At 31.3% G+C, this 20,271-nt stretch carries 19 protein-coding genes; 2 read left to right on the top strand and 17 right to left on the bottom strand.

Annotated elements, in window-relative coordinates; genetic code table 11:
- Positions 1-321: 321 nt before the first annotated feature.
- The 12 genes from D3P13_RS13150 to D3P13_RS13095 form a co-directional block, all read right to left on the bottom strand.
- Complete coding sequence (locus D3P13_RS13150; RefSeq protein ID WP_117883170.1) at positions 322-1,632, bottom strand: tyrosine-type recombinase/integrase; 1,311 nt, start codon at positions 1,630-1,632, stop codon at positions 322-324.
- Between the two features lie 417 nt (positions 1,633-2,049).
- Positions 2,050-2,625: a helix-turn-helix domain-containing protein gene (locus D3P13_RS13145; RefSeq protein WP_117883168.1), complete on the bottom strand. Its 576-nt coding sequence runs from the start codon at positions 2,623-2,625 to the stop codon at positions 2,050-2,052.
- A gap of 522 nt (positions 2,626-3,147) precedes the next feature.
- Entirely contained in the window at positions 3,148-3,339 is a 192-nt protein-coding gene (locus D3P13_RS13140; protein WP_117883166.1) for a hypothetical protein, read from the bottom strand.
- A 5-nt stretch (positions 3,340-3,344) separates the two neighbouring features.
- Positions 3,345-3,638 carry a barstar family protein gene (locus D3P13_RS13135; RefSeq protein ID WP_117883164.1) on the bottom strand — a complete coding sequence of 98 codons (294 nt, stop codon included), beginning with the start codon at positions 3,636-3,638 and terminating at the stop codon, positions 3,345-3,347.
- A 250-nt stretch (positions 3,639-3,888) separates the two neighbouring features.
- Positions 3,889-4,455, bottom strand: coding sequence for a hypothetical protein (locus D3P13_RS13130; RefSeq protein ID WP_117883162.1), 567 nt, complete (start codon positions 4,453-4,455; stop codon positions 3,889-3,891).
- A 328-nt stretch (positions 4,456-4,783) separates the two neighbouring features.
- Positions 4,784-5,611: an XAC2610-related protein gene (locus D3P13_RS13125; RefSeq protein WP_117883160.1), complete on the bottom strand. Its 828-nt coding sequence runs from the start codon at positions 5,609-5,611 to the stop codon at positions 4,784-4,786.
- 173 nt (positions 5,612-5,784) lie between these two features.
- Complete coding sequence (locus D3P13_RS13120) at positions 5,785-6,846, bottom strand: ankyrin repeat domain-containing protein (protein WP_117883158.1); 1,062 nt, start codon at positions 6,844-6,846, stop codon at positions 5,785-5,787.
- A gap of 181 nt (positions 6,847-7,027) precedes the next feature.
- On the bottom strand, positions 7,028-7,975 hold the full coding sequence (locus tag D3P13_RS13115; RefSeq protein WP_117883156.1) for a HipA domain-containing protein: 948 nt from the start codon (positions 7,973-7,975) through the stop codon (positions 7,028-7,030).
- Positions 7,965-8,303, bottom strand: coding sequence for a HipA N-terminal domain-containing protein (locus D3P13_RS13110; RefSeq protein ID WP_117883154.1), 339 nt, complete (start codon positions 8,301-8,303; stop codon positions 7,965-7,967). Before D3P13_RS13110 ends, D3P13_RS13115 begins: the two co-directional genes overlap by 11 nt.
- Complete coding sequence (locus D3P13_RS13105; protein WP_117883152.1) at positions 8,300-8,509, bottom strand: type II toxin-antitoxin system Y4mF family antitoxin; 210 nt, start codon at positions 8,507-8,509, stop codon at positions 8,300-8,302. Before D3P13_RS13105 ends, D3P13_RS13110 begins: the two co-directional genes overlap by 4 nt.
- Positions 8,510-8,692: 183 nt before the next feature.
- Positions 8,693-9,355, bottom strand: coding sequence for a hypothetical protein (locus tag D3P13_RS13100; RefSeq protein WP_117883150.1), 663 nt, complete (start codon positions 9,353-9,355; stop codon positions 8,693-8,695).
- The gene (locus tag D3P13_RS13095) at positions 9,342-10,799 is read right to left on the bottom strand and encodes a pyridoxal phosphate-dependent decarboxylase family protein (RefSeq protein WP_117883148.1); all 1,458 of its coding nucleotides are present in this window, start codon (positions 10,797-10,799) and stop codon (positions 9,342-9,344) included. The genes D3P13_RS13100 and D3P13_RS13095 overlap by 14 nt, the downstream gene beginning before the upstream one ends.
- A gap of 225 nt (positions 10,800-11,024) precedes the next feature.
- On the opposite strand from D3P13_RS13095, the gene nadA reads away from it, so the two are divergent.
- Both nadA and nadB read left to right on the top strand, forming a co-directional pair.
- Positions 11,025-12,020 carry a quinolinate synthase NadA gene (gene nadA / locus D3P13_RS13090; RefSeq protein WP_117883146.1) on the top strand — a complete coding sequence of 332 codons (996 nt, stop codon included), beginning with the start codon at positions 11,025-11,027 and terminating at the stop codon, positions 12,018-12,020.
- A gap of 6 nt (positions 12,021-12,026) precedes the next feature.
- Positions 12,027-13,616: an L-aspartate oxidase gene (nadB, locus tag D3P13_RS13085; protein ID WP_232829189.1), complete on the top strand. Its 1,590-nt coding sequence runs from the start codon at positions 12,027-12,029 to the stop codon at positions 13,614-13,616.
- 52 nt (positions 13,617-13,668) lie between these two features.
- Here the strand turns inward: nadB and D3P13_RS13080 are convergent, their stop codons facing one another.
- The 5 genes from D3P13_RS13080 to nirK form a co-directional block, all read right to left on the bottom strand.
- A complete protein-coding gene (locus tag D3P13_RS13080) occupies positions 13,669-15,477 on the bottom strand; it encodes a hypothetical protein (RefSeq protein ID WP_117883144.1) in 1,809 nt (602 codons plus the stop codon).
- A gap of 263 nt (positions 15,478-15,740) precedes the next feature.
- Positions 15,741-16,718 carry a DUF438 domain-containing protein gene (locus tag D3P13_RS13075; RefSeq protein ID WP_394336463.1) on the bottom strand — a complete coding sequence of 326 codons (978 nt, stop codon included), beginning with the start codon at positions 16,716-16,718 and terminating at the stop codon, positions 15,741-15,743.
- A gap of 477 nt (positions 16,719-17,195) precedes the next feature.
- Positions 17,196-17,906 carry an SCO family protein gene (locus D3P13_RS13070; RefSeq protein ID WP_232829188.1) on the bottom strand — a complete coding sequence of 237 codons (711 nt, stop codon included), beginning with the start codon at positions 17,904-17,906 and terminating at the stop codon, positions 17,196-17,198.
- Between the two features lie 102 nt (positions 17,907-18,008).
- Positions 18,009-18,692, bottom strand: a complete 684-nt coding sequence (locus tag D3P13_RS13065) for a formylglycine-generating enzyme family protein (protein ID WP_117883446.1) — start codon at positions 18,690-18,692, stop codon at positions 18,009-18,011.
- A gap of 101 nt (positions 18,693-18,793) precedes the next feature.
- Positions 18,794-20,248, bottom strand: a complete 1,455-nt coding sequence (gene nirK / locus D3P13_RS13060; RefSeq protein WP_117883142.1) for a copper-containing nitrite reductase — start codon at positions 20,246-20,248, stop codon at positions 18,794-18,796.
- Positions 20,249-20,271 lie beyond the last annotated feature (23 nt).

Raw genomic sequence — 20,271 nt, 5'->3', positions numbered from 1 at the left:
TATTATAGTTTTTTCTTGAATTAAGAAGCTAAAGAGAACAGCACTTCAATTGGGTTGGAGTAGGGTTTTATTTAGCGACAGCCTTTCAAATGTAGCAATAAAATTGTAATAAAGCAAATAGAAGAATTGGTTAATAACTATGGTGTAAGTGTAGTGTGAAAAAGAGTGTGTTTTGGTTGTTTTTTACCGTGGTACTTCTTAAGTGCAAAACAAGGTGGTAATCTAGTTGAAAAAAATTATAGTGTCTCTTTAAATAGCTACAATCAAGCCGATTATTTGGTTAATATGTCATTTTTGATACTTGTGCAACGATTACTGGTGTTAGGCAATGTTTTTTTTATACACCAAGTTCAAAATGTCTTCGACAAATGCCTTTACTTTCTGAATTTCCGGTTTATAATTTGAAGGATGTCCGCATTTATTTCTTAAACCTAGACAACTATTAATTAGTTCGTTCTTTTCAAATTTGTCGTAAAGACCTACTTTTTGACTTAAATGAAGAGTAGTTTCATCTTTTATAAATTCAAAACTCTCTACATTTTTTATTTTTTTAGCTTTAGGTTCAATGATTTGAAGTTCCTTGTTTATTTCAACTAATTTTGTGGAATCTATTATCTTCTGCCTAATGTTTTTTATTGAAGCAGACCAAATAAAAATGACTCCTGCTCTTAATGCTCCACATCTGAAACAATCTAATCCTTCCATTAAGTAATCAATTTCGTTTTTGTCTTCTAATTCAAACACAAGATGTTCAAGGTCTTTAAAATCTTCAACTTGTATTTCTTCGTTTAAACGTTTGTCAAGAGGCGAAAAATATATTTCATCAGTTCCGTGAATTAATTTGGAATACTTTAAATGAGTATCATACGATTCTAAAGAAAGACTCCCTAAAATTTTTATTAAAGGAACTCCGAGCTCATTTAAATGCTTGATATAAGAATGTCTAATTGATTTAGACTTGAGTAATGGACTCATATTAAGTTCCTTTACAGAAGTATCAATCATTTTCCTCACACTTGTAGGTGAGTATTGTTTGTTTTTATCATCTGGACTATAAAAGAGCCAATTAGTTGGTTCATAAGCAAAATAATAATCTCTTAAAGTCGGAAGAACTCTTTTAGATAGAAATGCTTTTCTTTTAATTTGTCCTTTATTATCGTGAACCTGAATGTTTGGTCTTTTTTCCTTTGACCTGATATTTTCTACTTTTAAATTCAATAATTCTCCAATCTCTAATCCACTTGAATACATTAATAGAATTATGGACTTATGTTTTAAGTTTTGCTTGGTCTCAATAAGTTCCAAGATTTCGCTTTGAGTGAAAAATTCTGCCTTTTTTGGTTTTTCGGGTGGTAATTTGAACTTATATAATCCGTGTTTTTTATTATTTAATTCGTCAAAAAAGAAGTTACAAGCGTAAATAAGTGTTTTGACTGTAGACCTTGATTTTTTTTGGGTGATTAGGGATTGGGCATATTTGCTAACCTGTTTGTTTGTTATATCCAAAGGATTAATTGACGAATAATAGTCGAACAATTGGAATAACTGACTTGAGTAATTTTTTACAGTTGATTCTTGATAATTCCGACCATTCAAGTCGGATAATATTTTTTCTCTCAAGTCTTCGTTCATTCTTTTTTCAAATATTGCCTAACAATTGTATAAACACTCCCGAAGTATCGGGACGTTTTACTCGTTATAGTTTTGTCCTTGTAATAATGAAGCTAAAGAGAACAGCACTTCAATTGGGGTGGAGTAAGGTTTTATTTAGCGACAGCCTTTCAAATGTAGCAATAAAAAGACAATAAAGCAAATAGAATAGTTGTGTAGTAACTATGGTTAAGGTGTAGTGTGAAAAAATGGTGTGGTAGGTTGTTTTTAGCACGGTGCTTCTTAGGTGCAAAGCAAGCCGGTACAACCTCCTTAAAAAAGTTGAAATTAGTAGTGCGAAAAATTATAGCGTCTCATAAAACAGCTACAATCAAGCCGATTATTTGGTCAATATGTCATTTTTGATGCTTGTGCAACGATTACTGGTGTTAGCACCAGTTATTTTATAAATTTAATTATGTTCGGATAAAAATTTCCGATTTTTCCATTTCTAATTTTATTTGCAAAAGTTATAGATAAAATAATATTTACAATAGATAAAATTATCCAAATGCAAAATGAAAATATTAAATTTCCAGGCCCAATTTCGAAATGTATAATTCTCATAAATAAACCAATTATTAATGATGTAAAAGCTAGAAAAGTCCAAATAATCTGAAAATTCAGAAGGTTTGCTCCAATGGCTTCCAAATCAATTATTTTATTCTTTTTTGTTATCCATAAAATAAAGGGAATAACAATATTACCAGTTGGTATAATAAGACCGAATAACACGGATAAATGAAAGTAAATTAAATAACTTTTGTCAGTTTGCTTTCCATAGTCCAGAATGTCTTCTGCCCTTATGTCTAAAACGTGGCAAATTAAATTCAGAGTTTTTCCTCTCGGTTCACTTTCGTTATTTTCAATCCGTTGAATTGTTCTCAAATTGATTTTTGCAGATTCAGCTAATTCTTCTTGAGATAGCCCTTTTTTCTTTCTAACGTTTCTTATTTTTTGTCCAATTTTATTCATAAATAATTAAGTTTATGTTTGACAAAACTATTTATGAAACTATCATTTTGATAACGGTATAAATGCGACATTTTTACGACATTCTTGCCTCTCATTGATTTGTTGAGTTCTAATTGGTGCTAACAATTGTATAAACGCTCCCGAAGTATCGGGACGTTTTACTTGTTATCGTTTTTTTTTATAATAACGAAGCTAAAGTGAACAGCACTTCAATTGGGTTGGAGTAGGGTTTTATTTAGCGACAGCCTTTCAAATGTAGCAATAAAAAGACAATAAAACAAATAGAAGCGTTGGGGAGTAACTATGGTGTAAATGTAGTGTGAAAAAGAGTGTGTTTTGGTTGTTTTTAGCACGGTACTTCTTAAGTGCAAAACAAGGTGGTACAATCTCCTTAAAAAAGTTGAAATTAGTAGTGCGAAAAATTATAACGTCCATTAAAACAGCTACAATCAAGCCGATTATTTGTTCAATATGTCATTTTTGATACTTGTCCAACGATTACCTGTGTTGTAAGTAGTTTTTTTAAAAGTGTAGTATGTCTCCAAATTTAGCGTTTTTTATTCTTTCAATAATTTCTTCTCCGTGTTCCCAATCATCACATTGAACTATTATTTTATTTGGTGCATTTTTTATATCATTTATTACGGCTAAATTTCCAGCCATCATTCTTTGAATTTTCATTGTTCCAATAATCTTTGGTCTTTTAAATGCCATTTTCTTTAATATTCTGTTGAAATTATTAAGTTTGGTTTTTCTCCAACATCCAATTTTCTGTGATTTACAAAAGCAGAACACTCTAAAATCGCTTCAAATATTTCAGGCGAGTTCTCTTTTAAAACTTTTCCGTTTTTAATATTAATCAGCGTTGGTTTTTCACTCAATTCATCCACACAATCAATCCAAGCATCCATATTTTCGCCATAATAATCTGGAAAATTCAATTCCTTTTTAAATTCACGATGAAAGGATTTCCAGTCTTTTATTTTTCTTCCGTTAATATTGTAGATTGTCATTGGTCAAATTACTTACAACGTTTGGCTATATGTCGTTAATTTTCTTTGATTAAGCAATAAAGTTAATAGATTAAACACAGACCTTTTCGCTTTTAAAATATTTTTTTACGTAGCCCTTGCGTTTCCCAGAACAATACCTACTAAGAGCATGAGTTGTTTGAAGAAAAAATATTTTAATAGCCATTGCCCAAAACCCAGTAAATATGCCCAAATTAATGGCATATAGGTGGTGTTGGCAAATCGTTATTTTTTATAAATCGTGAACTTTCTTAAATTTCATTTTATCTTCCCAACAATCTTTAAATTTAGATTCGCAATTTAATATAAATCCAAATTCAGTCAATTCTCCAGAAAACTTTAATAGACTTTTTGAAATTCCGACTTTGATTTCTTTTTTAGGTTTTTCGTCTACTTTATAAACTTTATTTCGAGTCGCTTCAAATAATTCTCTTTGTCCAATTTCAAACTCGATTATATTTTCAGTCAGTTTAAAATTTAAGAGTGGATTTCCGTAATGAAAAACTCCGTGTCCTTTTCCATCTTCAGTTCCGAAATAAAACCCAACTAATTTGGTGTCAATAGTGTCAATAAAAATGGAATGATTTTCTTCTTTATTTTCCGATTGATATTCGTAAACTCCAATTATTTCGTAATAGTCTGTTTTTTGATTTTCTAAATGTTCTTTTTCAATTTCTTTCCATACTTGTTGAGAATTCCAAGCTGCGAATGGTACAGCAATAAATCTAGGAAAAGCATATGATACAAAGAAATATATAATTAAAATTATTCCAATTATTTTAAATATGGTGCGTTTCATCTAATGTATGGTAACAATTGTATAAACGCTCCCGAAGTATCGGGACGTTTTACTCGTTATCATTTTTTTATTGTAATTACGAAGCTAAAGAGAACAGCACTTCAATAGGGTTGGAGTAGGGTTTTATTTAGCGACAGCCTTTCAAATGTAGCAATAAAATGGTAATAAAGCAAATAGAAGATTTAGGTCATACTTATGGTGAAAATGTGTTGTGAAAAAAGGGTGTTTTTTGATGTTTTTTACTGCAGTACTTTGTTAACTGCAGTATTTTTTAAAAATAATATTGTTAAGGTTATTAATCACTAATAGGAGAGAGTCCGTAGTAATATTATTTATATATACTTTCCTCATTATGTTCAATAAACTTGAAGTCTATATTGAATTTGGTCAGTTTTTCCGTTTTTTTTATAAATTTTAATTTTGAATTTTTCATTTTCCAATATTCAGTATAAGATTTTGTTTCTCCATCAGGACAAAGTGCACAAAGATATTCTACAGTAATAATCTTTTCAATTAAAGTCTTTGATTCCCCTTTTAGCTTATAAATTTCTTTTGTTTGGTTTAAAACACCATCTCTATCTTCGATATATTTTATTAAAATATTTTTTGTGTAATCATATTCCTCTCTAATTCTCTTATTCATCCATCCAATTTCCCATCCATCATAAATACTAAACATTCTAATTTTTCGTATTGAGTTTTTGAATATTTTAAATTTCTTTACAACTTGTTTGTTACCATATTTCTCATAATGAATTGAAGTTATCTCTCTTTTTTTACTATCATATTTTGGTCTTGAGATTTCCTTGTATTCTTTTCTGTCTTCAAATTTTTTAGTCTTTGGGTTATATATAAAAAAATAAGAATATGCATTGTATGGGTTTCTAGATGCACCAGCTGAAATACGTATATCTGTTATCCCGTCAAAATTTAGATCTTCAAAATAAGCTTTTGGATATGCTTCCAAATTTTTAATTACCTGAATTTTATTTCCGTTTTTATAAATTATAAAGTCAAAGAAATAAGTAGGGTTTATTCCTTCGCCATCTTTATGATAGATGTAATTTAATTTTAGTTTATCATTTTCAATTAAATTATTTTCTTTCTGTGAAAAACAACTAACATAAAAAAGGATAAAGTATAATTTCAAATTCATTTTATATATTCTTTTTTTAATTTATACTATTTATTGCACACAACATTTGTATAAACGTCCCGATACTTCGGGAGCGTTTATATTCGTTATACTTACTATAGTTTTTTTCTTGAATTATGAAGCTCAAGAGATTGGGTTATTTTAAATTATACATATTTATAGGCTGTCTTTTATTAGAATATTTTTTCTAAATGGAAATCAGGGTTTTTAAAAAACTCTTTAAAATTACATAAATCAGTCAATTCTTCATGTTCCAGATCATAGAAAGCAATTTTTTTTGTTTTAGGATTCCATACAAGCATGAGATGATCATAATCTCCTGATGTTTTAGAGATTCTTAACAGTTTTTTTCTTCCAAATTTAAAAGGAACGGTATCAGTAAGTGAAAAGAAATCAAAGAACTCAAAATCGCTATCCGGTAATTCTAAATGTAAATTATCGCCACTCAGATAATCAATTAAATCTTTGGGTAATTTGTAAGGCTTTAACTCCTCTAACTTATTCTGTAAGTTGTGATATTCAGCTGGCTCTAATGATTTGAAATATGTTGCCATTTCAGCGTCTCCTTTTTCTATGGCAATACTATAAGGTCGCATGCCGTCTTTTTCAGCGATGGTTACATCAGCACCTTGATTAATCAAGTATTTACACATTTTTAAATCTACATACCTGGCTGCTACGCACAAAGGGGTTGGTTTAAAGGAATAAACCATATCAGGTTCATTATAATTAATATCAACTCCATTTGTTATAAAAAAATCAATGGCCTTGTAGTTTTGGTCGCTCACAACTTTGCGAAAAGCCTTTCCTCCATATGCACTAACGGAATAGCCTAATTCATGTATTAGTGGAAGGTGCTTAAATTGCTTCCCATAAAGGGCTTGTTCAAATGCATCTGATTTAACATTATTAACAAGGTTAACTTTTGCTCCATGTGCAACGACATATTTAATAATATCTTCATTACAATATCGCACTGCTCTCAAAAAACTTGGATTCTCTTTTCTATTGAGGTCAATACCTTTTTTTACAAGCCATTTGACTGATTCAAAGGCGTTCATAATTAAGGCTAAATCAAGTGGTGTTTCTTCTATATATTCATCTATTACAATTAACTTTTCAATATCCCAGCCTTGGTTTGAGTGCTCGTTTAAGGCCTCTAAATTGCTGTTAATTATATTTTCAACAATTTGTGGAACACTTTCAAATGTTCCTATATCCTTTATCTTTATCATCAATTATTGATTTGTTATGATTGTCTGTAACGTCTATGAATTTGGTTTGTTGTGGAATTATCGGATCTTGCATGGACTATTCCAAGAGAATTAAGCCATGGTTCAAAAATAGCAATTTTTGGTAAAAGCCCAAAGCTTAGCTACTGACACAATGGATGATAGTGGTAGTAGTGGTTTCGTCTTATTCTTTATGTCCTAATTGTTTGTATCTACTTTTTAGCAACTCTTTATAGGCAGTTTTCATTTCATTTGATAGAAACGATCGATCAATCCAATTGAATGCTTTTGATTTATTCTTTATCATTCGATTAAAAGCTCCTTTAATTTGTTTAGGAGTTAATCCTAATCCTTCTGCGAACTGTTCAAAGTGTTCACGTTTTAACTTCTTTTTCTTCCCAACTATTGTCAGTGCAAGTTCTTCTGTATCTTCTGGAAACACAATTGCAACATTCAAAAGATCATAGGCAGGAGACAAAATCCAACCAGAAGGGCTTTCGATCATCGAGAAGTTCTTTAAGTGCATATCGCTATTTCCCGTTAAAAAGGAGAAAAGAGCTAAGTCAAAGAAAAAGGTTTTATCAAGCAATGTGTTACTAGAATAGTGGTCTAATGCTTTTCCAATTTTCTCCATTGAACCTTTATACTTATCAAATGCTTCAGTGATCTGAAACATATCGAGCATGTGGATTTTTTCTCCAGTTTCTGTTCGGTCAACTCGTTTAGTTATATAGGAAAGTTCTCCAGATAAAATTCGAATCAATGATGATGGTACTACTCGAATTCCTAAAGCTTCACCTATTCGCATTGTTACATGTTCGTTTTCAGGCATTTCTGGAAATCTGTCAGTAGGTGGTTTAAATATAAATTGTCCACCTAATGCACCAACTACAGTCAGTCGTGTATCCGAATTCTCCTTGGTTTCTTTGACCATAGACATAGATAGTTTCGGCTGAACTCCTGGGATAGCAATACTTCGCTCTACGACATTTTTCGCAAGTTCGTCCATTTGGTCAAGCGAATATTCAATTTTAGGAGATGTTGGTGTTCCAAAGAATTCAATTGAACACTTTTCGTGAAAGTCCAGTTCATTTTCAACAGGTTCATAACAATATAAGCATTTATGCTTCATTTTCTTCTTCTGTTATAGGTTCCACACTTACTGCACCGATACAATTCTGACAGCAGGTCAGAAGTAATCCCATACGATCATTTTTATTGATTTTCCAGTTTTTGGAAGCTATATCTAACAACCACCCTTCAGGTATCAATCCTTCAAAAAAAGGAAAGAGTCGCTTCTCTTTATATGGCTTCTCTCTAACTGGCATAGTGAACGTAATGAAGTCATTTGGATGATCTTTGGCGTATTGATTGTTATATTGAAATTCATATTCGCCCTCATTCGTCTCCGTAATAATGCCAGCCAAATGGTTTTTATAAAATACCTTTCCCTTTCTCATTCAGCCCGTTTTTTACTATTAACAGGAGCTAATTCATGTCCAAACATATTAAGAACTAGATTTACCTTATCCATATTTAGATTCGTTTTACCCTGTTCGATTTTACGCACTACAGTTAGTGCTACTCCTGCTCGTTCAGCGAATTCTTTCTGAGTCAGATTAACTTCTTTTCTCCGTTCTTTGACAAACTCTGCTAATTGCTTCATTATATGCTTTTAAATATAATATTAAACAAATATATTAAATTATATGCAATTAGATATAATTTGATGCTAAAACATTAATTTATATGTTTTAGCATATAAATATAATATTCTAATTATGATTTTTTAAATGACATACAACAATTATACAAGCATACTTGAACTATCCGTAAATATAATTAGTATTTAATTTACAAATTCAATGGTGTCAAGCTTAATGTTGTTGCTATTTTGCAAGCGAGCTTTTAAAAGTAAATAGTCATTATATTTTATATCTTTATCAAAAGTTAAGTGGACATTTATTTCCTTTTCTGGTGATCGTTTTACAAAATAGTTGTTCAAATTGTTTATTGAAATTACGCTGTCATTTATAGCCAAACCATTTTGATTATAATTTATTACAACATGTTTATTTAAAGTATCTTTTACAAATTTATTGGTATCCATCGTTTTACTAGTATCATAATAAATAACATCAAACTTAACCATAGATAAGAGGTTCGCATCAGAATCTACATAAGAGAAGTAATTAAAATCGTCTTCATCTTTTTCATGTAAAGCAGGCTTTTCTCTTTTTTCTGTAAGCTTCTGTAAATAAGGCACCACCAAAGACATGGGTAAGCTTTTGTCAATATTATAGATCCAACTTGTCGTAGCAATACTATTTTTTCTATTTAATGTAGCAATGGTATCACCATCTTTTTCTTCCGCAAAAATCCAAATTTGAGAATTGTCATAAATAGTATCTTGAATACCCGCAACATTTAGTACAGGAATTTTTATAGACTTTTTTGTACAGCCAACTATTGCAATTAATGTTAAAAAGAATAAATATTTATATAGATTCATGTGTCATATTTTTTATAAATGTTGTCGCAAATTTTTCGCAAGAATTAAGCGTGTCTTTTATATCGTCAAGTGTAGTTCTCGGGTTAATAAGACACATTCTCAATACAACTTGGTCTTGTAAAATAGTAGTCACCAAAACAGCACTGTGAGAATTTAATATTTCTTTGGAGATATACTGATTTAACGCATCTAATTCTTTTTCAGTTAAGTTTTGTTCAATCGGATTACACCTAAAGTTAATAATGGCTAATGTTGCAGGTGAAACTACTTCCCATTTTGAACTTTTTCGTAAGAAATCTTCTACATTTTCGGTAAGTGAAATACCTGACTGTATGGCTTCTTTAAATTGGTCTAACCCAAACGTTTTTATAGACATATAAAGTTTTAACGCTCTAAAACCACGTGTTAATTGAATACCATGATCATAAAAATTTATTTCAGATTCATTTCCTTCAATATCTCGTAAGTAAACGGGTTTCTCGCTAAACGTTTTACTTAACCATTTGTGATTTTTCACCAAAAGACATCCAATTTCATAAGGTTGAAAAAACCATTTATGAGGATCTACCGTAAGAGAATCTGCTCTTTCAATGCCTTTTAAATAGGTTTTTCCTTTGTCAGCTAAAATTGCCGCTCCACCATAAGCACCATCAACATGCATCCATAAATTTTCTTTGGCACAGATATCGGCTATTTCTTCTAAGGGATCAACAGTACCTGTATTTGTTGTGCCCGCTGAAGCTATGATACAAAAGGGCTTATTACCTTCAATTTTATCTTTAGCAATGGCGTTTTTAAGTTTATTTAAAGACATTTTGAATTCCATGTCTGTAGGAATTATCCGTACTTGTTGTTCCTTAAAACCTAATACCCTAATTGCTTTAATGTTCGAAGAATGAGCCTGATCAGATAGATATATGGTGGCTTTTGAATAATCGTTTTTACATTTTATACGCCTTGCAGTAGTTAAGGCTGTTAAATTTGCCATTGAGCCACCACTGGTTAAAATACCGCCGCCTTCTACAACAGGAAAATGAAACATTTCTAAAAACCAGTTGATCACTACAATTTCTAATTCTGCTGCTGCTGGAGAATTTGACCACCCACCAGAAAAAATGTTAAACCCGGAAGCAATAGCGTCTGCCATGGCACTAATAAAATTACTTGGACTAGGAACAAACGAGTAAAACTTAGGATGTGTTAAAAAGTCTACATTGGTTAAAACATTATCGACAACATCTTGTAGCACTTTTTCTGGTGAGCTGGGTTTATTGGGGATAGGTTGTTGAAGGAGTTCATCCATCTGTTTTCTATCAGCAAGACTAACTATTTTTGCTGAGCTTAAGTCTCCAAAATGCGAAACAATTAAATCTACAACTTTATAACCATATTGTTGCATTTCCTCTTTGGTTAATGTAAGAGGGGCATGTGTTTTTTCGAGCATATAATCTACATCAAATATTATATAAAATAATCAAATTTGTGAGGTGTAAATTTACAAAAAAGGGAAGAACATAGTGGTGAAATAGACATTAATATCCCTAACTAATTTATGAAATGAGATTGCTATAAATTATGTAAGTTTTTTTTCTAAAGTAAATAAATTGTCAACCTTATAAACAAAAACTATCTTTGTGGAGCATCAAAAAAAATACGATAAAATTGAACTATGGAGATTTTAGAACACGCAAAGAGAAACTTAGAGAATAAGGGGTTTTTAGAAATAAATACACCAAATATTGATTATGTAGCTGAAATAAAAAGATTAAAAAAAGAAAAGAATGCCGTAATCCTAGCTCATTATTATCAAATTGATGAAATTCAGGCCATAGCAGATTTTGTTGGTGATAGCTTGTATTTAGCTCAAAAGGCCGCTGAAACTGATGCAGATATGATTGTTTTTGCTGGGGTACATTTTATGGCGGAAACCGCTAAAATTTTAAATCCAACCAAAAAAGTGGTATTACCCGATTTAAAAGCGGGTTGCTCATTGGCAGATAGTTGTCCGCCAAAAGAATTTGCAGCATTCAAAAAAGAGCATCCAAATCATATTGTGGTTACTTATATAAACTGTTCGGCAGAAATTAAGGCCTTAAGTGATATTGTTTGTACCTCTTCTAATGCGAAAAAGATAGTTGATTCTATTCCTTTGGACCAACCCATTATTTTTGCACCCGATAGAAATTTAGGTGCTTATTTAAATAAGGAAACTGGTAGAGAAATGTTACTTTGGGATGGTGCTTGTATGGTTCATGAAGCATTTTCTGTTGAAAAGTTAATTACACTCTATCAAAAGCATCCAACGGCTGAAATTATTGCTCATCCAGAATCTCAAGCTCATATTTTAAAAACAGCCTCTTATATTGGTTCTACATCAGGTTTGTTAAATCATGTAAAGAATAGCGATAAAAAAACATTTATTGTAGCCACAGAGGCGGGTATTTTATATCAAATGATGTTAGATAATCCTGATAAAGAGATTATACCAGCTCCGGCTAAAGAAGATAATACCTGTGCCTGTAGTGAATGTATGTATATGAAAATGAATAACATGAAGAAATTATATTTATGTATGCAGTATGAATTACCAGCTATTGAAGTTGACAAAGACCTAAGTAAAAAAGCCATAGTTTCAATTAATAGAATGTTAGAATTATCTAAGTAATTTCAAATGAAAAGTAATACAGAATTGTATAAAACGGATTTTTTGGTATTGGGTTCTGGTATTTCAGGATTAAGTTTTGCTTTAAAAATAGCTGAAAAATATAAAGATGCCACCGTTACTATTATTACAAAAAATGAGATAGATGAATCTAACACCAAATATGCTCAAGGCGGAATTGCTTCTGTTTATAATCAATCAGTAGATACTTTTGAGCAACATATTGAAGATACGTTGGTTGCAGGAGATGGCTTGTGTGACGAAAAGGTGGTGCGTATGGTTATAAAAGATGCTCCGACCAGAATTCAAGAATTGATTGATTGGGGTACGAGATTTGATACTAATAAGAAAGGAACTTTTGACTTAGGTAAAGAAGGTGGTCATTCACAAAATAGAGTTTTACATTATAAAGATATTACTGGTGGCGAAATAGAACGGGCTTTGATTAAACAAGTTAAAGAAGCTGATAATATCAATTACTTGACCTATCACTATGCCATTGATTTAATTACAGAGCATCAAGTTCAAAAGAAAAAAACGAAAAGAAATTCTAAATTATCATGTTTTGGAGCTTATGTTTTGGATGCTAAAGCCAATGTTGTAAAAACATTTGTGTCTAAATTCACCTTGTTAGCAACAGGAGGAAGTGGGCAGGTTTATACCACGACTACAAATCCGGAAGTAGCAACAGGAGACGGATTAGGATTAGCCTATAGGGCAAAAGCTGAAATATCTGAAGTTGAGTTCATTCAGTTTCATCCAACCGCCTTGTATAACCCAGGTGAATATCCGGCATTTTTAATTTCTGAAGCCGTTAGAGGTTTTGGTGCTAAATTAAGAGATTTTAAGAAGCAAAAATTTATGCATCGTTATGACGATCGTGAAGAATTAGCTTCTAGAGATATTGTGGCTAGAGCTATTGATAATGAATTGAAAAGGAGTGGTGCGGCCCATGTATATTTAGATTGCACGCATTTAGATTTTGAAAAATTTCAAGCCCATTTTCCAAATATTACAGAGAAATGTGCCTCTTTAGGTATTGATATTCGCAACGATTTTATACCCGTAGTACCTGCTTCACATTATATATGTGGAGGCGTAAATGTAAATAAGAAAGCAAAAACATCAATCAAAAATTTATATGCTTGTGGAGAGGTTTCGAGAACAGGTTTACATGGTGCAAACAGATTAGCATCAAACTCATTATTAGAAGCTCTTGTGTATTCACACCGAGCTTTTTTAAATGTATCTAAAAAGTATGTAAAGGTGAACATGCCAGATAATATTCCCGTTTGGAATGATAGTGGTGTTGTTAAGAATATGGAAAACATATTAATTACGCACGATAGGGCAGAAGTTAAAACAATAATGAGTAATTATGTAGGTATCGTACGATCTGATGAAAGATTGTTAAGAGCAGAACGAAGGCTAAAAGGCTTGTATGAAGACAATAAAAGATTGTATGATCATTCCGAATTATCTATAGACCTTTGCGAATTAAGAAACCTAATAACAACGGCCTATTTAATAACCCAATTTTCAAAGAATAGAAAATCCAATTGTGGAGGTTTTTATAATTTGGATTTGATTGATAACTAAAAAAATCCCCTACTGTACAGTATACAAAAGGGGATTGATATTTTTATTATAATTATGCTTTTTCCAGCATACTTTCTTTTATTTGGTCTATATCAGTTACAATTTGTTTCAAGTTACGTTTACTCGTTTCAAGTTCATTGAAAATAGAAACCTTTGCATCTCTAAAATTTGCGGTAACTGAATTAAATAAATTGTGATAATAGGTAATTCCTTCATTTAGGTTATTACTAAATTTCTTAAAATACTTTTCTTGTTTGGCATCCATAGAAGTTGCCGTTTCTTCTAATTTGTTTTTAAGATATTCAATATATATATTCAGTTCTTTAATAAACATATTAGGTCTATCAGATCTAGAAATCATGTTTGCTCTTCCATAAATATGGTCAGTTATGTTTTTTAGACTCATTTTATCAGAGAAATACGCCAAATTAGGACCAGGACAAATAGAAACACCAGTGCCTTCTTTTTTAGTTTCTACACCATGGCTCAATAAAGAAGAGGTTCCTAACCCAACACAAACACAAGATTTTTCTATAATTTTAGTATATTCTTTTTCATGTTCAATTTCTGATAAATTCTGCTCTTCTAAGCTCTTCAGTTTTAAATGCTGATATTGTCTGGAAGCTGTACACAGGCCTTTTTCATCAAACTCATAGTTTAAGGCTACGTATTTTTTTGGGCATGCACTTCCAGGTCTATTTTTTGCGATATTTTTAAACTTTTGTTCATCTTTTGTATTTCCTCTCAGGTTATTAAAAGGAACTCCTAAAGGAGAGATATTACTTAAGTATAAATCTTTTTCTTTTGCGTCTTCTAATTTTTCTAAGGTATCAATATCAACGGTTGTAGCTTCTGGAACTAGTAAAAATGGCGTACCCCATCCTACAGAATCAACTTTGTAATGATCTAATAAAAAGTCATGCTCTTCAGAGGTGCCAACACCACCTTGTGCTGTTATTTTTAAAGCTAAAGGTTCTTTTGGGACGGTTTTGTTTTTATCCGCTAACGTTTTTATTAAGAGTTCATGAACTGTTTGCGTAATTTCTTGTTTATGGTCTCTAAATTCTGCCAATATTGGGCCTAATAAATTACCATCAGTTGCAAATGCATGTCCACCACAATTTAAGCCGGACTCAACGCGATATTCTGAAACCCAAATTCCTTTTTTTGCTAAAAATTTACCCTGAATTAATGCAGAACGATAATCGCTAACTTTTAAAACAACCTTTTTGTCAACTTCACCTTTTTCATTTGGATAAAATGCGTCAAAGTTTTCAAGATAAGCATAAAGTCTAGGGTTCATACCAGCAGAAAGAATTACAGAGGCATTTAAATCGCTTTCGGCAAAACCTCTTAAGGCAGCATGAGCATCATTAAATTCAATAGGTAATTTTTCGTCACCAATATAATTGTCTTTGTCAACCTTGGTCATGATATTAACATCTATACTACCTTTGGTAATCGTAGTGTCAATCCATGTTCTTATATCATCCAAGTTAAAATGATTCGCTGTAATTTTTTTAAACTCTTTTTTTATGGATGAGCTATCTGGTAACCGATTAAAATAATCTTTTACATCAGCGGCTGAATTCTTTAATTCTTCAAATTTTTTATCGACCAAATTATTCATCATATTTAAATAAGACGTAATTCGTTTGGCTCTGAAATCATTAATTTTATCAGTAATTGCAGTATATGGAATTTCGAGTTTTTCACTATACATTTTCCTGAGTTTTTCAAGTAAAATGTCATCCACTAAAGAAATAACGGAATCGATGCCTAAATGAGCAACTTTATAAGGAGTGTCTATAGTGTAACCGATACCCATAACAGGTATATGAAAAGAATGTGCTTTTGTCATGTTTTATGATTAAAATTTGTATAAACCTAGCAAAGTCAAAAGTAGAATTAACAAATAAGTAAAAACATGATAATCATCATGTTTTTACTTATTTAAGAAACATTTGGCAATTAAAATATTAGTATTTAGTAGCACTAAAAATCTGATTATTAGCATCTTTTTATTCGATAATATTAAAATCACCAATAATAATTTGATAGTTCAAACAAGCCATTACACTAAGCTAATTATCATTTAAATTGATCACTGCTCATTGTGGAATCTTAATCCCAATCTAATAAACGCTTCTGTCCTTCTAACTTTTGTATATCAGTAACATCTTGAGACATTTCAATAACTCCTTTATAGTTTTTATCATTATCCCTAATTGCAAAATATCTTATGTGGATTAGCCTATCTTTGAAGTTTGTCCAAAATTCTGCTTCATTTTTGGTGCCATTTCTAAATTCATCCACAATTCTCAATACCATATCAACACTTTTAGGTGGATGACAAAATCGGACTTCACGTCCAATTATACCTTTACTGCGTGGGAAAACTCTTTTATCACCCCTATTATAAAATATGACCTTGTCATTTTCATCGACATAGGTAATGTCAACAGGTAAAAACCGCAAAAGTAGGTTTACTTGCTCAGGGGTCATATAGCCCTCGTCATAATGTGAAGTGTTTTCCAATGAAAAAGACAATTCACGTTGTGTGAAATCATCGCTTGGATGCACGTATTTTTCTTCTACAATTGGAGGATAGGGCAAAGGTTTTTGAGTCAACATCCAACCAATTTCTTCATCACCTTCAAAAAACTCTTTCCAATCTTCATCGGTAAGGAGTTCCATTGCATTTGGAAATAATTTAGCGTCCTCAATGGCTAATAAACGTTTTATACCATCTATTAAATAAGGAATATTGATCGTTATCTTTTCTATATTTTTATTTGCATTATAGTCATTAAGCAATCTTATTTGAGAGCGTAAAGTATCATGAAAAGACCACATTCCCTGACTTGGTCCTTTCCAGTCATATTTTTCAAGATATGGGAATAATTGATTTTCTTTTCTTGAAAATCGTTTTTCGATGGTGGTTAATTGATTAAAGATGTTAAAATATTTTTGAAAATCTTCTGACGGATCTGCTTCAACTAATTCAGATAAAATCTTCTCAATTAAATTACTTTCTTCATAATAAACTTTCACAGGATGCCCTATAGGCAAGTTTTCTACAATTGGTAAAAATGAATTCATATTTTCTTTAATTAATATTGGTGTTTTATTTTATAACTTAACTAAGGATTTTTCTATGCAACAGCTTTGCAAAATCTAATAATAATTTTGATTGTACTTCCATGTCAAGAGACTAAGAATTTATATTTCTACTATTTTGGACTTGTAAAGCCTGATTTTCATCAATACTGTTATGTTTTGCATCGTATTCTTCATAATCATTGGACTCCTTAGTTACTTCAACCTTGTACTTTACTTAAATAACTAATTATTAATTATTTTTTGATAATTATAATATAGTTGACATATTAAGTTAGAGTATAAAAAGATATTATTATCTTTTTATGAATTTTGGTAAAAGTAAACTGTGAGAATTTAATAAAATATGACTTTAATCATATTTTATATACGAGTATAAAGATTTTTTTAAAAGGTATAGGGAAGGGTTATTTGTGATGTAACCAAAATAAAAGACAGTTTAATAATATTCGTAATTGTCTATTTTGAAGTTTGAATAATTTCAGAAACAATTGCTTTATTATCAACACCTAAGCCTTCTTGTTGTTTTACCAATTCTCCATTTTTATCAAATACACTAATGATATTAGAATGTGAAAAATCGAGTGGAGAAATTTGCTTGTATTTTACCGATAATACATTTGAAAATTCCCTAACGTCAGCCAAAGAACCCTGTAAAAAGATATGACTGTTATCGTCCATCCTGTTCTCTTTTGCAAAGGCTTTCAATTTTTGAGGAGTATCTGTTTCTGGATCAATACTTACAAACACAAAAGCTATATTATCTAGTCGATCAACTGGAATTTGCTTTTCAATATTACGCATATCTGCAACCAATCTAGGACAAGCTGCTTGGCATGACGTATAAATCATTACCATAACTAAAGTTTTACCTTGCAGTTCTTTTAATTTGATTGATTTGTTATTCTGTGTTTTCCAATCCGAAGTTAAGTTAAAAATGGAAGTTTCAGAAATTTCATTTGAAGTTTCGAGTATTGGTTTATCATCAGTAACTAGTACTAAATCCATCTTACAAACAGGACAGCTGCCTGGTTCTTCGTATGTTTGGTCACCTTCGCAATGCATAGGACATTCGTAAGAGGCTAGGGTAGTGGCTTGTTCTTTTTTATTATGACAAGCAGATAATAATAAAAAGGATATAATGATAATAAAAAATTTACTTTTAATCATGTATTCGTTAATTTGAATTCTATTGATGTAATTAAAAATGATAATTTCACTTTTTGTGTTTGAATATGAGTATCCGTTTTTTATCCTTCAGTAGACTGTTAACTACTTTACGCATCTAAACCCCAAATTTTTCGAAGTATTATTCGCTTTTAAACTATTCCGCATAGCATATCGCATAAAAGCAGCATAATTCATTAAATCACTTGCACCAATAGAAGCACTACCACAGAATAAATTGGAATCTTGACCACCGTCGCCACGTGACTCTCCACCAAGCATTATTGAATTAAAATCAGCTGTCCATTCCCAAACCAAGCCATGCAAATCATAAATTCCCCAATAATTTTTATAAGTACTTCCAATTTCGTTCACATTGGTTTTAGGTTTTTCGTACCAACTTAAAATATAATCATTATAGCTTTTAACTTTCCGAGCATCAATTTGTGATTCATTGGCCATGGCGACATATTCCCATTCATCTATAGTAGGTAAACGTTTATTTTGACATTCACAATACGCTTTTGCAGCATACCAGGAAATATTGGTCACGGGTGAGTTGGGCTTAAAAGAAACATTATAAATGGTATCAGAAACCCATTCGTTAAGATAATTCTTATCAGCAAACAATTTGATAACTACTGATTTTTGCCATTTTGGATATTTTTTTACAAATTCTAAATAATCAGCATTGGTTACGGGATAAACATCCATCTCAAAAGTATTAATTTTCACGGCTTCGACGGCTCCATAAAGAGGGATAAATGAACCCTTTTTTATTGTTTCCATTTGGCTTTGAGCATTGCTTAAATAGAACATTAACAATGAAAATATGAAGAAAATTTTACCCACTTTATTTATGCTATTATTTTTTAAAAAAAACTATCAAACTACATTGAAGCTTTAACTTTAGCTACCATTTCTGAAGTAATTTCTGTTTTGTTGTTGCCCCAAGAATTATATACATAATTAAGTACGTCCATAACTTCATTATCGGTTAAGGTTTGTTTAGGCATTATATTGTTATATTTCTCTCCATTTACTTTTATTTCACCACTCTTACCATGAAGTACTATATCAATAGCTCTACTAACATTAGCATTTAAATAATCTGATTTAGCTAAGGGTGGAAAAACACCTTTAATCCCTTGACCTTCCCCTTGGTGACAAGCTAAACATGTACTGTTGTATATTATTTTACCATGTTCTATTTTTTCCGCCAATGTCTTTTTAACAACTGTTTCGATGATCTCACTTTTAGAAATCGGAATTTCTTGTATAGTTCCTCCTTCTGGATGGTAAATACCTTCTTGCCGTACCCCTGAATAAATTCGTTTATCTTCTTCGCCACCCACTTTTAAAATTCCCAATGCTCCTTTATTAAAAGCCCTGAATATGGCATGGTCAACAATAACAAGATTTCCAGGAACATCAACTTTAAATTCTACAATGGCAGCACCACCAGAAGGAATTGAAGTCGTTTGTACGTTGTGATTCATAGTACTGCCACCTTCTATATTTACATTATCAAAAATTTCACCTATTACATGGAATGATGATGTTAAATTTGGTCCTCCATTACCGACAAATAGCCGAACAGTTTCTCCTGACTTTGCGGTAATAGCTTTATCACCTAATAAGGCATCAGTTGATCCATTAAAAACTACATAATTCGGATCTTCTTTTATCGCTCTTTTCATGTCAAAGGGTTGTAAACCACGATCACCAATTTCACCAGGAGTATAAAATTCACCTTGCATAATATAATATTCCTTATCTACTTTTGGTAAACCACCTTCCGGTTCAATTAATATTAAACCATACATTCCGTTTGCAATATGCATTCCAACAGGAGCTGTGGCACAATGGTAAACAAACAAGCCAGGATTTAGAGCTTTAAAAGAAAATAATTTTTCATAACCGGGTGCCACAAAAGAAGATTCAGCACCACCTCCAGGACCATTAACGGCATGAAGATCAATGTTGTGAGGTAGTTTATTATCGGGATGGTTTGAAAGTGTAAAGTGTATTTCATCTCCAATCCTTGCTCTTATAAAACTACCAGGTACCGTGCCACCAAATGTCCAATACATATAGCTAACCCCAGAAGATAAAACACCTTCTTTCTCAATTATTTCTAAATTTACTATTAATTTCTTAGCTGTTCTGTTACCCACTGGAGCAGGGACAAACGGTGGCGAAGTCAATTCGGCATCCATTGTACCTGAGATTACAATATCTCGTGTATTGTTTTGAGCAAAGTTTTCTTTTTCTGATTTACCATTTTTACAATTTATAAAGAAGAATGAAATAATAAGTAGCACTAATTTTAAAAAATTGGACATGGTTTAGTTGATTTTGAGTAATA

This window comes from Aureibaculum luteum (assembly GCF_003449015.1).
GTDB classification, from domain to species: Bacteria; Bacteroidota; Bacteroidia; order Flavobacteriales; family Flavobacteriaceae; genus Aureibaculum; species Aureibaculum luteum.
This window is presented reverse-complemented; position numbering and strand designations above follow the sequence as displayed.